Origin of the sequence: Seohaeicola zhoushanensis (genome assembly GCF_014656415.1) — a bacterium.
Taxonomy (GTDB): Bacteria; Pseudomonadota; Alphaproteobacteria; order Rhodobacterales; family Rhodobacteraceae; genus Seohaeicola_A; species Seohaeicola_A zhoushanensis.
Genome location: NZ_BNCJ01000043.1, coordinates 1 through 14327, shown reverse-complemented (window position 1 = coordinate 14327; position 14327 = coordinate 1). Strand labels below are relative to the sequence as shown.

Sequence of the window (14327 nt, the reverse complement as noted above, 5' to 3'; positions counted from 1 at the left end):
GACCCTACCGAGAAACCCGATGGCCACCGACAGCTACACCACGCACCGGGACGTCACCGGAAGCGGACATTCAGCTGGGTCCCAGGGCGGTAGCGGCCTGATCAACACGATGGGCGGAGAGCCGTCATTCGCTGCGCCTCGCACGAATGGCAGCTCATTGCCATTTACGGTTCCCGATAATCTCATGGCGCCGCGGGGCAGTCTTCGGCCAGTTAAAATCTGGACGCCCAATCCTTCGTCCGCGGCGCCGCCCGCTCACGCGACTTCGAAGAGACCCGCCGCCCCCATGCCGCCGCCGACGCACATCGTGACGACGACATAGCGCACGCCCCGGCGCTTGCCCTCGATCAGGGCGTGTCCAACCAGCCGCGCGCCGGTCATGCCGTAGGGGTGGCCGATCGAGATGCCGCCGCCGTTAACGTTGTAGATCTCCGGGTCGATCCCGAGCGTGTCGCGGCAATAGAGGGCCTGGCAGGCAAAGGCCTCGTTGAGCTCCCACAGGCCGATGTCTGCGACGCTCAGGCCCTGCTGTTTCAGAAGCTTCGGTACGGCATGGACCGGGCCGATGCCCATTTCCTCGGGCGCGCATCCCGCGACCGCCATCCCGCGGTAGAAGCCGAGCGGCGACAGGCCACGGCGCTCGGCCTCGGAGCCTTCCATCATGACCAGCGCGCTGGCGCCATCGGAGAGCTGGCTGGCGTTCCCCGCCGTGACGCTGCCGCCTTCCAGGACCGGCTTCAGGCTCGCCAGCGACTCGGCCGTCGTGTCGGGCCGGTTGCCCTCGTCGCCTTCCAGGGTGACCGGCATCTCGGTGATTGCGCCGGTACCCTTGTCCTTTACCAGCATCGTCGTCGAGAAGGGAACGATCTCTGCATCGAAGCGCCCGCTGTCCTGCGCGGCGGCGGTGCGCTGCTGCGACGACAGGGCATAGGCGTCCTGCGCCTCGCGGCTGATGCCGTATTTATCGGCCACGAATTCGGCAGTCTTAAGCATCGGCATGTAGGCGTGCGGGACTTTCGCCGTCACGTTCGGGTCGATGGAGGTCATCACCGCGTCGAAATAGGGGTTCTGGACGGCAGAGATGTTGTCCTGTCCCCCTGCCATCGTGATGGTCATGCCATCGACGATGATCTGCTTGGCGGCTGTGGCCACGGCCATCAGACCGGAGGCACACTGACGGTCCATCGTCTGCGCGGCGACCGTAACCGGCAGGCCGGCGGCAAAGGTCGCATTGCGGGCGATGTTCATCCCGGCGGTGCCGGCGGCCAGAACCGTGCCGATGACGACGTCATCCACCTCGGCCCCCTCTACGCCCGCCCGGTCCAGCGCATGGCGCATCGCATGCCCCATGAGCGTCGGCGACTTGGTGTTGTTCAGCGCACCCTTGAAGGCACGTCCGATCCCGGTTCGGGCAGTGGATATGATGGCGGCGTTTCTCATGATGACTCCCGTTGTCAGTTGGCGCTTGGCGCCCGTCAGAAGGCTTGCGGAATGGCAAGGATGATCCCCGGCACGGCGATCAGGAGGCCGAGAAGTGCCAGGTCCATCACGAAGAACCAGAGCACCCCTCGAAAGACCATCGCCGTGGGTGCCGCCTTTCCGACGGTGGAACTCAGGACGAAGACGTTCATGCCTATCGGAGGGGTGATCATGCCGATCTCGAGCAGCTTGGCGACGAAGACGCCGAACCAGATCAGATCGATGCCCGCGGTTTGCACCAGGGGCAGGAAGATCGGCAGGGTGATCAGCATGGCCCCGATCGGCTCCAGGAACATTCCGAGAACAAGGTAGATCAGCGCGATCCCGACCAGCAGCAAGGCGGGCTGGTCGTTGAGGAAAGCGACTGAATCCGAGATCATGAAGCCCACGCCCGACATCGTCAGGAACCTCGTCAGCATGCTGGCGCCGATCGTGACGATGAAGAGGCTGCCGCAGGTCGACAGGGTCTCCGTCACCGAATTCCAGAAGACACGCCATGTAAGTTCGCGTTCGAAGGCGGCGACACCGATGGCAAGCAATGCGCCCACGGCTCCGGCCTGCGTCGCGGTGAACAGGCCTCCGAACAGTCCGCCCAGAACCCCGATGATAAGCAGGAGGACGGGCATCGCGCCCTTCATGGCGCTGATCTTGTCCGACCAGGACACCGGCTCGGTAATCCGCGGTGCCAGAGAGGGCTTCAGTGTTACCCGCAGCAGGATCACGCAGATATAGGCCACGGCGGTGGCAATTCCTGCCCCGATGCCGCCAAGGAAGAGGTCGGTGATCGAAACCTGCGCGATGACTCCGAAGACGATGAGCAGGATACTTGGAGGGATCAACGCGCCGATTGTTCCGGCGGCCGCAACGGTCCCGGCAGCGAGGCTGCCATCGTAGTTGTTGCGCATCATCTCGGGCACCGCGACCTTGCCCATGGCAGCGGCGCAGGCGACAGAGGATCCGGTGACGGCGGCGAAGCCCGAGCATCCGAAGACTGACGCGATCGCAAGCCCGCCGGGCAGCCGCGCCAGCCACAGCCGCGCCGCATCGAAAAGGCCCCGTGTCAGGTTCGCGTGGAAACAGATGTAGCCCATGAATACGAACATCGGGACGGAAGAGAGCGTCCAGTTCGAGATGAAGGTAAACGGCACGACCTCCAGCATGCCCCAGGCCGCGTTCTGTCCGACAAGCGCGATCAGGCCCAGGTAGGAAACCAGCATCAGGGCGATGCCGATGTGCATGTTGGCGGCGATGAGGAGGAGGAGGCCCCCGATGCCGACCGCTCCGATCATGGCGTCAGACATGGTCATGTCCTTTTCTGCCCGGCAGGAATTCTTCGCCCGGTCCCATGCCATAGCTCAGGCGCAGGGCAACCTTGGCCAGCATCAGCAGGGCCACGGCGGCGAATGTCACCGGCAGCATGAAATAGCTTGGCCAGATCAGAATCTTGGTGGTCTGCTCGACGACGTAGTCGTTGACCGCGAATTTCTTGACCGCCTGGCCCCAGGACTGCGCGGCAAGAAGCGCATAGACCCCCGCGGTGAGCGATAGCATCAACATGTCCAGCCAGTTCTGCACCCTGACAGGCAGGGTCGCGGTGACGAGGTTCACGCCGATATGGCCGTTGCGGACCTCGGCGGTGTAGATCGGAAGGAAGGCGACGGCGATCATGTAATAGCTCGTCACGATGGCACTGGTGGTCGCAATCGGCGCGTTCAGCAGAAGGCTCGCGCCGATATCGAGACAGATGTGCAGCATCATCGCCATCAGCCCGAGTGAGGCGATGGCAACGAGCGCGCGGTCCGCGCCCCGCACAAGGGAGATGATCCATCGAGGCGTCATGGGCGCAGACCTTCGTGTCAGAGACCGTATTTGGTTTCATCGAGCTTCGAGAAGATCTCGGACCTGTAGATCTCGGCGACTTCTTCGGCGGTCCACTCCTTGTCCATCGGGAGCAGGCCTTCCCACTTGGCGACGAGTTCCTTGAAGTGGGCGATCTTGGCCTCTGCGTCCTGGATGCCGTGGGTTTCGGTCGCGATCTTGGCGATATTCGCCAGATCGGCCTCGATCACCGCGGCCGACTTTGCAAGCATCTCCGGCGAGGCTTCATGGACATTGATGCCCTTCTCCTTCGCCATTTTCAGGTTGTCGGCCACGTCGGTGACGAACTTCCAGGTCGTCGCGGCATTGCCCAGCGCGGCAGCGTCGAGATAGGCGCGGCGCTCCTCGTTGGAGAGCGACTTCCAGAAGTCGCGGTTGACGCTCATCACGTCCAGGCCATGCACCGTGCCGCCGGGCATGTTCGTCGTGACATCGGTCGCCACGTCGATCAGCCGGATCGACGTCAGCTCGGACGGGGCGTTCATGGCGCCGTCGATGGTGCCCTGGGAAACCGCTTCGAATATCTCGTTGCCCGAAAGGCTGACGCCGACCGCACCCATGGCGGCGGCCCATCGAGACCATGCGCCGCCCGCGGCACGAAGCTTCTTGCCCTGGAGTTCGGCCTCGGTGGTCATCGGAGACGTCCCGAGGATGGCGTATGCGCCGGTAGAGGCGTTGCCCAGCGGAACCTGATTGTTCTTCAGCCGCTCGGCCACGCAGGGCTCGCAGGTGACGATATATTCGCTCATCGCGCCGGCCATCGCGTAGGGGTTCTTGCCGAGCATCGCGAGCTCAATTGGCAGCATCGCCTCGGGCAGGTCCGAGGGGAAGTAGTTCAACACCAGATAGCCGCCGTCGACCACCCCGTCGCGCATGCCCCCGAAGGTCTGCTTGAGATCCAGCAGCGACGGCGGGAAGATGCGGACGTTCAGTTCGCCGTTGGAGCGGGTCTTCAGCTCTTCGCTGAAGGCCTTCACCCCGAATTCCGCGCCGCTTCCCGGAGGAACGCCGACAACGATCTTGACGTCACGGGCCAGCGCGACGCCCGACGCCATGACAGAGAACACAAGGGCTGCGGTGCAGCCCAGAAGTTTTGCCTTGTAGTTCATCCCAAATCCTCCCTTGGGTAACCCGGTCCTGTCTCAGGACGTCGGAGTGGAACGGCCGCTCCTCGCGACCGAAGTCTTCAGTGGCCCGTCATCTTCCGCGCCAGTTCGGGGTGCGCTTCTCGGCAAATGCGGCCGCACCTTCGCGGGCGTCTTCCGAGGTGATGACGGTTTCCAGGATTGCGTTCTGGCGGGGCCATAGTTCGGCTTCCGACCAGCGGTGGCTGTTCGCGACAACCTGTTTCGTCGCGGCGAGGGCAAGCGGGGCGTTCGCCGCGATTTCACCCGCCAGCGCGCGTGCCGCATCCAAAGCGCCGCCCGCCGGGGTGCATCGATTGACAAGCCCCCATCTCTCAGCCTCGCGTACCGGGATCATGCGCCCGGTCAGAGCGCATTCCATGGCGATCTGGCGGGGCATCCTTTCGGGCATACGGACCAGCCCGCCGGATCCGGCAATGAGGCCACGCCTTGCCTCGGGCAGACCAAACTGCGCCGACTCGGAGGCAACGATGAGGTCGCAGGCCAGCGCGATTTCGAAGCCGCCGGCCAGCGCGTACCCCTCGATCGCGGCGATGACAGGCTTTCGCGGCGGCGTCTCGATGATCCCCGCAAGTCCCCGGCCCGCGAGTTCGATCCGCTCGCCATCCAGAAAGGCCTTGAGGTCCATCCCGGCGCAGAAATGGTCGCCCGCGCCGGTCAGGATGGCAACCGAGAGTGTCTTGTCCGCGTCGAAGGCATCCATCGCAGCGGCAATCGACTCCGAGGTCGCCCGGTCGATGGCATTGCGCCGCTCGGGCCGATTGATCGTGACGGTCAGGATCGCACCGTCGCGGCTGACTAGGACCGTCGCGCTCATGCTGCCGCCCTCAGCCGGGACCAGAGACCCATGCGGTCACGGATTACACGCCCGGACACCACACGCCCGTCGACGACCCGGAGCAGCCCGTTCACGTCGAGGGTTTCGTCGGCGGGGCCTTCCGTAACCTCGGGAAGGCCCCGCAGATACCGGCCGCGCTGTCGCAGGTTGAAGGCGACATGGTCGCCCGAGGAATGAAGCGCGCCGACCTCTGCGCCCGTTACTTCGAATTCAAGCGGCACGCCGGTGATCAAGTCGTCATCGCAGGGGATGGCGCCAGGCCGGGGCCATGACCCTTCGAGCCAGGAGAGGACGGCTGCCTCGGCATCCGGGTCCGCGGGGGCCTGCGCCACATCCCAGGGGGCGGCGGCGGGCGGATCGACGGGATCGCAGACACCCGACTTCAGTTGACGGCGGCGGGTAAAGTAATCCTCCTGCGCTACGCATCCGGTCAGAACCGCGCCGTCACTGCGGTAGATCCCGACCCCGGACCAAACAGCGGCTTTGCCCTTGCTTGCGCCATGTTCACTGAACCAGATCGCGGCCCAGTCGTCACCGGCGACAGTCTGGTGCACGGTCATCCCCATACCGGGAAAGTTGCGCATCTGGACCTCGACGGCCGGCAGCCAGACGTCGTCCCGTCCTGCAAGCACCATGTCGCCGATGCGCAGCGCATAGTCCGTCGCACAGAACTCCCGAGCCGCGGCAGAGTCGTGGCTGTTGAAATAGTCAACCACCCAGCGACGGAGGAGGGGGAGAGCCTGCGTCACGATGCAGCCCCGTAAGTCTTGCGCATCTCGTGCTTGAGCAGCTTGCCCGAGGCGTTGCGCGGCAGGCTGTCGGCAAAGGCGATGCGGCTGGGGCATTTGTAGGTGGCAAGGTTGGCGCGGGTATAGGCGATCAGCTCGTCCGCGCTTGTCGACTGGCCCGGCTTACGGACGACCACGGCAAGCGGTGTCTCGCCCCATTTCTCGTGGGGGACGCCGATCACGCCCACTTCGGCGACGGCGGGGTGGCCGTTCAGCACGTTCTCGATCTCGGCCGGATAGATGTTCTCGCCACCCGAGATGATCATGTCCTTGAACCTGTCGAACAGGAACACATGCCCCTCTTCATCGAGATAGGCGGCATCACCCGTGCGGAACCATCCTTCGGGCGTAATCGCCTCGCGCGTGGCGACCTCATTGTGCCAGTAGCCGCGCATTGTCATCGGCGTGCGGAGCCAGATTTCTCCGATCTCGCCCATCGGCGCATCCTCTCCGGACGCGGCATCGACCACACGAAGCTCCACCCAAGGCAGGGCGCGGCCGCAGGATTTCAGCAGACCGCTGCGGGGCCCGCCCGGATCGTGGCTTTCGGGCGCAAGGATCACGACGGTGCCCGAGCTTTCGGTCATCCCGTAGGCATGCATGAACCGGCATCCCAGCACATCCATCGCCCGCCGCAGCAACACATCGCCCATGGGAGCGGCACCGTACATCAGCAGTTCGAGGCTCGACAGGTCGGCGCTCCGGACCCCCTCGGCGTTGAGCAGCGTCTGCACCACGGCCGGGACGAGAAAGGTGTGCGTAACGCGGTAACGCGAGATCAGCCGAAGCATCTCGTCGATCTCGACCGCTTCCATCAGCACCGTGTGCCCTCCGGCCAGCATCGTGCTGCTGCCATAGCCGCAGCCCCCGATGTGGAAGAGGGGCATGGCGACAAGGTTGACGCTCCGCTCCGTCATCCCCCAGCTTTTCGCCAGGTCGCGGGTATAGGACATCCCCCGGTTCGAAAGCATCACGCCCTTGGGCAGCCCGGTGGTGCCCGAGGTGTAAAGGATCAGCGCGGTGTCGTCGGCGGCTCCCGCAAAGCCTGGATCCCGCTGCGCCGCTGCCGACCGCATCGCGTCGAATTCCGGGCCGAAACGTACCACCGGCAGGCCGGGCTCCAGCGCAAGCAGGCCCGCTCCGGTGTCGTCGACGATGATCAGGGACGCCTCGCAATCGGCCAGGATCAATCCGATCTCGCGGCTCGAAAGCCGCCAGTTCAACGCCGCCAGAACCGCCCCGATCTTGTTGCAGGCATAGATCAGTTCGTAGATCTCGGGCCGGTTCTTGCTGAGGACCGCGACGCGGTCCCCCGGCCGCACGCCACGGGCGGCAAGCGCGTTTGCCGTGCGCGAACTGGCCTCGTCCAGGGCGGCGAAGCTCTGCGTCCGGTCGCGGAATGTCAGAGCAGGAGCATCCGGTCGCGCGGCCGCATGGCGGCGCAGGACGTCGGCGAAGGTTTCAAACCCTGTCTCCATCTCGGCCATCTCCTCCTCCCCCTCCTGACCTCTCAGTAGCTCTTCGGCAGCCCCAGCGAGTGCTGCGCAAAGAAGTTGAGAACCATCTCGCGGCTCACCGGCGCGGTCTTGTGGAGGCGCGCGATGAACCAGAGGTCCGCCAGCCCGTATTCGATGGCCAGCCCGTTGCCGCCATGCACCTGGATCGCCTGGTCAAGCGCGACTAGCGAGGAATCCGCAGCGGCGAACTTGGCCATGTTCGACACCTCACCCGCTTCGGGCGATCCCGCGTCGTAGAGTTCAGCGGCCCGCGCGGTCATCAGCCGGGCCTGCTGGACACCGACATAGGCCTGCGCCAGCGGGTGCGCGACACCCTGGTGCTTGCCGATCGGAACGCCCCAGACGGACCGTTCGCCGGCATATTCCGCACCTTTCTCAAGGGCGTATCGGGCAATCCCGTTGTTGATCGCCGCCGCGCAGATGCGCTCGGGGTTGAGACCCGCGAAGAGCTGTTTCAGGCCCTGGCCCTCGACCCCGACCAGCGCGTCGGCCGGCACCTTCACGTCGTCAAAGTTCAACATGAACTGCGTCTCGGGCACATGCAGCGCGGTCTCGATCGGGGTCTTGCTGATCCCTGCCGCATCGACGGGCACAAGGAACAGCGACAGCGCCCCGCGACCGCGGGCGTCCAGTTCCTCGCCCCGCGCAACCACCATGATCGCGTCCACTTCGTCCACTGCCGAAGTCCAGTATTTGTTGCCGCGGATCGACCACCCGTTTCCGTCGCGCCGGCAGATCGTCGAAACCTGGTGCGTGTTCGATCCGGCGTTCGGTTCGGTGATTGCGAAGGCCAGCCGCTTCTTGCCCGAGGCCAGCCCCGGCAGCCAGTCCGCCTTCATCTCGGCACTTGCGTGCTTCTGGATGATCGGGGCGCAGATCGACCCGATGACCAGAGACAGGATCGGGCAGCCCTGGGCGGCCGTTTCCTCGACGATCACGTTGTAGTCGGCCAATCCGCCGCCGCCGCCGCCGAATTCCTCGGCGACATGAACTCCAAGGAACCCGGCATTCCCAAGCGCATCCCACAGCTCGACGGGTTTCGCGTTCCGCTTGTAGACGTCCTGGAAGTATTTTCGCCCGAAGCCGCCGACCAGCTTGCCGACGCTGTCGCGCAGCATCGCGTGGTGTTCGGCCGTATCGACCAGAGAAGAGTTGAAAAGCTTGCCCATCTGCGCAGCGTTCCCTTGTTATGTCCTGGGTGCCGGGGTCGGCCAGTCGTAGAAACCCTTCCCGGATTTCTGACCAAGCTCGCCACGGGCGACCATGTCCTGAAGAAGTTGTGGCGGCGCGAAGTGGGGGCCCAGGACCGTCGCGAGATGAGTCGCGATGTCGAGCCGCACATCGAGGCCCACCATGTCGCTGAGTTTCAGCGGCCCGACCGGGTGGCGGTAGGCGGTCGTGATCGCCCGGTCGATATCCTCGGCACTCGCCACGCCGTCCTCGACCATGCGAATCGCCTCGAGCGCCTGAACGAGGTCCAGACGGCTGGTCGCAAAGCCGGGGCGGTCCGCGACGACGGCCGATTGCTTGCCGATGCCTTCGGCAAAGGCGCGGGCCTTCGAGATGCTGGCGTCCGAGGTCCGGGCGCCCCGCACGATCTCGACCAGCATGAGCGACCAAACCGGGTTGAAGAAATGCATGCCAAGGAAGGTCGTGGGGTCCTCGACCGATCGGACCAGTTCGTCGATGGAGAGCGCGCTTGTGTTCGACGCGATAAGGGCGGGCGTCCGGGCGGCGATGTCGGCCAGCACCTTCTGCTTCAGCGCGAGGCGCTCGGGCACCGTCTCGATGACAAGGCCGAGGCCATCCGGCAGATCGCCGACGGCTGTCATTCGGGACACCGAACCGATGGCACGTTCGGCCGTTTCGGCATCCACCTTGCCGCGGGCGACGGCGCCGCGGGCGGCGTCTTGCATGGTGGAAAAGGCCGCTTCCATGCGCGCAATGTCAGGCTCCACAAGATGGACGCCGTAGCCGCCCATGGCGAAGACATAGGCAATGCCGACGCCCATGGTGCCCGCGCCGACCACGCCAACAGTCTGCGACGCGCGATCAGCGGGCATCCCGCACCTCCTCGGTCCTGGCGAGGGGCGTCTTGCGCAGTTCGAAGCCGGAATAGCCCCCGGTCGCACATGTCTCGAGCAGTCGGCGATAGTGCCGGACCCCGCCCGAATAGGGCATGAATACCCGCGGTTTCCCTTTAACCTCGCCGCCGTTGTAGAAACTATCGGCGGTCATGTAGAGCGTTTCGCTGACCCGTTCGGCGACATGGGCGTTCCAGGCTTGCTCGGCTTCGGGTGAGACCTCGATCTCTTCGATGCCTTCCGCCCGGAGGGTCTTCATGAGGTCGGTCAGCCAGTCGACCTGCAGTTCGGTCGAGACCATGACGTTCGAGAGGACCGTCGGGCTGCCGGGGCCGCCGACGATGAGCAGGTTCGGAAAGCCCGCCGTGCCAAGGCCCAGCTGCGTGATCGGCCCTCGCGCCCATTTCTCCTTCAACGTCAGCCCGTGCCGTCCGGTGATGCGCGGCTTGAGCAAGGCGCCGGTCAGGGCGTCGAACCCGGTGGCGTAGATGATGAAGTCGAGCGGATAGTCCTTCTCTGCGGTGCGGATCCCCGTCTCGGTAAACTCAACGATCGGAGTTGCGCGGATATCGGCAAGTTCGACATTGCCGCGATTGAACGCTTCGTAATAGCCGCTGTCGACGGTTGGCCGCCGGGTGCCGAAACCATGCGTGACAGGGAGCAACTTGGCCCGAACCTCGGGGTCGTTCACTCGCTCGCCGATCTTGCGACGCAGGAATTCCGACGCAACCGCATTTGCCTCTGGGTCGAGCAGGATATCGGGATAGGCCAGCGCGAAGCCAAAGCCGTAGCGGTTATAGGCCGCCTCGAACACCTTTTCGCGCTCCTGCGGGTCGACATCGAGCGTTCTGACCTTGCCCGGCTGGAAGCCGAGGCCGGTCGGAGAATTGCGCGTCATCTCGCGGCGGGCGGCATAGTTTGCCTTCACCTCGTGGATTTCCTCGTCGGTGAGGGGCGCGTTGGCCGCGGGGACAGAATAGTTGGCGGTGCGCTGGAAGACCGTCACGCGCTCTGCGACCTCGGCGATCACGGGTGTCATCTGCATCCCGGACGACCCGGTCCCGATTATGCCCACGCGCTTGCCGCGGAAGTCGATCTCACGGCGCGGCCACTGTGCGCTCACGATGGTTTCGCCCCTGAAACGCTCTTGGCCCGGATAGTCAGGCGTTTTGGGGGCCGACAATTGGCCGAGGCACAGGATCAATCGGCGGCAGGAAAGCCGCGAGCCGTCCTCGAAGGCGACGTTCCACCGGGCGGCCTCTTCATCGTAGTCGGCCGAAGTGGCGCGGGCGTTGAAGGTGATGTCCTTGCGCAGGTCGAACCTGTCGGCGACGTGGTTGAGATAGGACAATATCTCGGGCTGGCGCGGATAGCGTTCCGTCCATGTCCACTCCTGCTCCAATTCGGACGAAAAGCTGTACGAGTAATCATAGCTTTCGACATCGCAGCGAGCACCGGGATATCGGTTGTGGTTCCAGACACCACCGAGCTCGTCCGATGCTTCGGCCACCCGGACATCGAACCCGGCTCCGCGCAATGAGTAGAGCGCCCTCAGCCCCGCGATGCCCGCTCCGACAATCAGGATGTCCACGTGATCCAAGCGCCAGTCCTCCCCTCGGCGGTCCGGGAACGGCGAGTGTCTCCTCCGACTCGCCCCCATGACTTACTGGTATTCATACGATACTCATCAGTATCGATCAAGTACTGATTGGTTTCGGGCGGCGGAAAGGTCTCTGTATTGCAGCGAAAAGGACCCGGAAAAGTCCGAGCCCTCGAATTTCAACTTATTGATTTAAATAGGTTTCAGGCGTCGATCTGAAGTGTGTCCGGCTGGACTGTCTCCAGAAGGTTCAGCACCACCGCAGACATGCGCTCGGCCACCTCGGTCGCGGCAAGGGGGCCTTCAGGATTGTACCAGAAGGTCAGCCAGCTCACCGCGCCGACGATCGCAAAGGCCGAGATTCGCGGGTCGGTCACCTCGATCTCGCCATTGTCCCGGCCGCGCCTGAGAACATCCTCGACGCTGGCGACGAACTTATGGCGCAGCCTCGCGAGGGTGACTGCATCCGCCGGAAGCAGGTTCTTTTCCTCGCGGATATTGATGGCGATGGCCTTCCGGGTCGTGATGATCGCCTCGACATAGCGCGGCACGAAGACCGAAAGCGTCTCTCCCGGACCTTTGCCAAGGGCGATGGCCGCGTCGATCTCGGCCTGCGCTGCCTGGACGCCACTGGCACAAATCTCGGCCAGCAGCATGTGCTTGGAACCGAAGTTCTTGTAGATGAAGGGTTTCGTGACACCCAATCTCTCGGCCACGTCGTCAAGGGTCGTGTTGGTGTAGCCCTTCTCATAGAAAAGCTCGGTCGCCGCCGCGAGTGTCCTTTCCCGCTTGAGGGCGGCCACTTCGTCACCGATCGTCATTCGTTCGCCTGCCATACCCTCAATCCTTGTCCTGCCGATGGCGCTTGCCTCATCAGTATTCTGAAGATACCAGTTAGTATGAATGGATACCAAAACTCAAGGCTTTCATCGTGAATATCGATCCCGCTTACCTCGAATTTCTGGCAGATCCCCGCAATACCGTCCGTCCACCGCCCCCACACATTCCCCTGGAAAAGGTGCGAAACGCGGCGGACAGGGCCATGCACCAAGGAAAGATCGTCGATCTGCCTCGGGTCGAAGATCACCTAGTCGACACGGGAACACATGCCGTCCGCTTTCGCCTCTATCATCCGGCCAAAGATCAGGTGCGGCAGGTCATATTCTTCTTTCACGGCGGCGGCTTCGTCTGGGGCTCCATAGACACCCATGACGGGATCTGTCGGCGCCTGGCGGCACTCACGGATGCAGCGGTCATCAGCGTCGACTACCGCCTCTCGCCCGAAACACCCTTTCCGGGCGCCCGCGATGATTGCCTCGCGGTGATCCGTCACGCGCTTGACGCCTCTGACGGACTGGGGATCAACAAGGCGGGCTTTGCCCTCTGCGGCGACAGCGCGGGTGGTCAGATCGCCGTTTCAACATGCGCCGCACTTGTCGCGGCAGATAAACTACCACTCCACTTGGCGCTGATCTACCCGACCGTCGATCCAGCGTGCAACAGCCCCAGCCAGACGGAGTTCGCCGACGGCCCCCTCCTGACCCGCGCCGCGATGCGCTGGTTCTGGGACTGCTATCTGCGGGGCGTGCCTTCATCGGAGGTCGTGATCGACGACGAGGTTTTCCGGCGGTTTCCGCCGACCTGCATCGTAACGGCAGAAAATGACCCGCTGAGAGATGAGGGGGAAATGCTCGCTGCACGGCTACGTGGCCTGAACATACCCGTCGAGGTTCACAGAGCGCCCGGTCTTCTCCATGGTTTCCTGTCGCTCGCGATCTTTCCGACCGCTGCTGTCGAAGCCTTCGATATTTTGGGAAAAGCAATCGATTCCAAGCTGGCAGCACGGATATCGGGTTAGCGTGCGAAACTCCGCAGGTCTTTGGAGTGGATGCGCGGCGCATCGAAGGAGACATAACCTGCGCCACCTCGGAGCGGCAGCTATGGGCCGTCCGCGCAGGGCGGCCCGATCCTTCTCATATCTCCACCGCCTCGGATATTTTCAGGGCGTCTTCTAGCTCGATACCGAGGTAACGGACGGTGCTGTCCATCTTCGTGTGCCCGAGCAGTAGTTGGACGGCCCGAAGGTTCCCGGTCTTACGGTAAATCTGGGCGACCTTGGTGCGTCGCATCGAATGCGTGCCATATGAACTCGGCTCGAGGCCGATCGAGGTGACCCAGTCGCGAACGAGGCGGGCATATTGCCGTGTCGAGATATGGCGCCGTTCGTGGAAGCGTCCTGGCCAGAGATGCTCGGACCCGAGCATCAGCGGATCGTTAAGCCAAGCAACCAGCGACTTCCGGGTCCCCTCCGTGATCTCGAAGCGGACCGGCTGACGGGTTTTGGTCTGTGTGATCGATGTCCGCTCCTTCACGTGACCGGCGGCGTAGATGTCCGCGACCTTCAGTCTGACGAGGTCACACCCGCGAAGCTTGCTGTCGATGGCGAGGTTGAATAGCGCAAGATCGCGGATGCGGCCGGCAATCTCGAGGCGCACACGGATTGCCCACACGTGCTTCGGCATGAGCGGTCGTTTCTGGCCGACGATACGGCCCTTGTTCCAAGCCGGGCGGCAAGCACGGACGGCGGGAAGGTTGGCGATTGGCATGACGGTTCCTCAGGTCCGCCGCTCGCCACCCCATCACCGACCCCAAGTCGGCGCCACACCATACCATGCCGCGCCGCCGCAGGTCCGCTTGGAGCCCAAATTAACCGATGCTGCAAAATGCACCAACGGCTGAAAATGCGGAAAAGCGGTCATTCGGAGATGCGCTGTGCGGCTGCCCAGTGATGGATGGTGGCGATTTCGACGCGATTTTGGAGGTTTGGGCGGCGCCATGTTCAGCACATGTTCATGTTTCGATCGCGCATTCTCGTGCGGCATCGCGCTCATTGCGACGGGCTTTTTCCGCTGCCGAGCAATTGCCGAGCAACACTCCGGATGGTGACGTCCCGGTGCGTGGTGTAGCTGTCGGTGGCCATCGGGTTTCTCGGTAGGGT

General features: G+C 63.8%; 13 protein-coding genes. 1 reads left to right on the top strand and 12 read right to left on the bottom strand.

The window, feature by feature from the left end:
• Positions 1 to 255: 255 nt before the first annotated feature.
• The 11 genes from IE266_RS26025 to IE266_RS25975 form a co-directional block, all read right to left on the bottom strand.
• Positions 256 to 1440 (bottom strand): acetyl-CoA C-acyltransferase, encoded by a 1185-nt coding sequence (locus IE266_RS26025; RefSeq protein WP_189683065.1) that lies wholly within the window; start codon positions 1438 to 1440, stop codon positions 256 to 258.
• A gap of 35 nt (positions 1441 to 1475) precedes the next feature.
• Positions 1476 to 2780, bottom strand: a complete 1305-nt coding sequence (locus IE266_RS26020) for a TRAP transporter large permease (protein WP_189683064.1) — start codon at positions 2778 to 2780, stop codon at positions 1476 to 1478.
• Positions 2773 to 3318: a TRAP transporter small permease gene (locus IE266_RS26015; protein WP_189683063.1), complete on the bottom strand. Its 546-nt coding sequence runs from the start codon at positions 3316 to 3318 to the stop codon at positions 2773 to 2775. The genes IE266_RS26020 and IE266_RS26015 overlap by 8 nt, the downstream gene beginning before the upstream one ends.
• Before the next feature lie 17 nt (positions 3319 to 3335).
• Positions 3336 to 4466, bottom strand: a complete 1131-nt coding sequence (locus IE266_RS26010; protein WP_189683062.1) for a C4-dicarboxylate TRAP transporter substrate-binding protein — start codon at positions 4464 to 4466, stop codon at positions 3336 to 3338.
• 88 nt (positions 4467 to 4554) lie between these two features.
• Positions 4555 to 5319 (bottom strand): crotonase/enoyl-CoA hydratase family protein, encoded by a 765-nt coding sequence (locus IE266_RS26005; protein ID WP_189683061.1) that lies wholly within the window; start codon positions 5317 to 5319, stop codon positions 4555 to 4557.
• Positions 5316 to 6089 carry a nuclear transport factor 2 family protein gene (locus tag IE266_RS26000; RefSeq protein ID WP_189683060.1) on the bottom strand — a complete coding sequence of 258 codons (774 nt, stop codon included), beginning with the start codon at positions 6087 to 6089 and terminating at the stop codon, positions 5316 to 5318. The genes IE266_RS26005 and IE266_RS26000 overlap by 4 nt, the downstream gene beginning before the upstream one ends.
• A complete protein-coding gene (locus IE266_RS25995) occupies positions 6086 to 7606 on the bottom strand; it encodes a long-chain-fatty-acid--CoA ligase (RefSeq protein WP_189683059.1) in 1521 nt (506 codons plus the stop codon). The genes IE266_RS26000 and IE266_RS25995 overlap by 4 nt, the downstream gene beginning before the upstream one ends.
• A gap of 32 nt (positions 7607 to 7638) precedes the next feature.
• On the bottom strand, positions 7639 to 8814 hold the full coding sequence (locus tag IE266_RS25990; protein ID WP_229864514.1) for an acyl-CoA dehydrogenase family protein: 1176 nt from the start codon (positions 8812 to 8814) through the stop codon (positions 7639 to 7641).
• 18 nt (positions 8815 to 8832) lie between these two features.
• A complete protein-coding gene (locus tag IE266_RS25985) occupies positions 8833 to 9708 on the bottom strand; it encodes a 3-hydroxyacyl-CoA dehydrogenase family protein (protein WP_189683058.1) in 876 nt (291 codons plus the stop codon).
• Entirely contained in the window at positions 9698 to 11320 is a 1623-nt protein-coding gene (locus IE266_RS25980; protein ID WP_229864515.1) for a flavin-containing monooxygenase, read from the bottom strand. The genes IE266_RS25985 and IE266_RS25980 overlap by 11 nt, the downstream gene beginning before the upstream one ends.
• A 212-nt stretch (positions 11321 to 11532) precedes the next feature.
• Positions 11533 to 12165: a TetR/AcrR family transcriptional regulator gene (locus IE266_RS25975; RefSeq protein WP_189683056.1), complete on the bottom strand. Its 633-nt coding sequence runs from the start codon at positions 12163 to 12165 to the stop codon at positions 11533 to 11535.
• Positions 12166 to 12260: 95 nt separating this feature from the next.
• On the opposite strand from IE266_RS25975, the gene IE266_RS25970 reads away from it, so the two are divergent.
• A complete protein-coding gene (locus IE266_RS25970) occupies positions 12261 to 13187 on the top strand; it encodes an alpha/beta hydrolase (RefSeq protein WP_189683055.1) in 927 nt (308 codons plus the stop codon).
• Positions 13188 to 13302: 115 nt separating this feature from the next.
• On the opposite strand, the gene IE266_RS25965 is transcribed toward IE266_RS25970, so the two are convergent.
• Positions 13303 to 13935, bottom strand: coding sequence for a tyrosine-type recombinase/integrase (locus tag IE266_RS25965; RefSeq protein ID WP_189683054.1), 633 nt, complete (start codon positions 13933 to 13935; stop codon positions 13303 to 13305).
• Positions 13936 to 14327 lie beyond the last annotated feature (392 nt).

What these genes read in the sequence shown, in the direction of transcription:
- IE266_RS26025 (WP_189683065.1), bottom strand. Translation starts at nt 1,440, where the DNA reads ATGAGAAACGCCGCCATCATATCCACTGCCCGAACCGGGATCGGACGT.
- IE266_RS26020 (WP_189683064.1), bottom strand. Translation starts at nt 2,780, where the DNA reads ATGTCTGACGCCATGATCGGAGCGGTCGGCATCGGGGGCCTCCTCCTC.
- IE266_RS26015 (WP_189683063.1), bottom strand. Translation starts at nt 3,318, where the DNA reads ATGACGCCTCGATGGATCATCTCCCTTGTGCGGGGCGCGGACCGCGCG.
- IE266_RS26010 (WP_189683062.1), bottom strand. Translation starts at nt 4,466, where the DNA reads ATGAACTACAAGGCAAAACTTCTGGGCTGCACCGCAGCCCTTGTGTTC.
- IE266_RS26005 (WP_189683061.1), bottom strand. Translation starts at nt 5,319, where the DNA reads ATGAGCGCGACGGTCCTAGTCAGCCGCGACGGTGCGATCCTGACCGTC.
- IE266_RS25995 (WP_189683059.1), bottom strand. Translation starts at nt 7,606, where the DNA reads ATGGAGACAGGGTTTGAAACCTTCGCCGACGTCCTGCGCCGCCATGCG.
- IE266_RS25990 (WP_229864514.1), bottom strand. Translation starts at nt 8,814, where the DNA reads ATGGGCAAGCTTTTCAACTCTTCTCTGGTCGATACGGCCGAACACCAC.
- IE266_RS25985 (WP_189683058.1), bottom strand. Translation starts at nt 9,708, where the DNA reads ATGCCCGCTGATCGCGCGTCGCAGACTGTTGGCGTGGTCGGCGCGGGC.
- IE266_RS25975 (WP_189683056.1), bottom strand. Translation starts at nt 12,165, where the DNA reads ATGGCAGGCGAACGAATGACGATCGGTGACGAAGTGGCCGCCCTCAAG.
- IE266_RS25965 (WP_189683054.1), bottom strand. Translation starts at nt 13,935, where the DNA reads ATGCCAATCGCCAACCTTCCCGCCGTCCGTGCTTGCCGCCCGGCTTGG.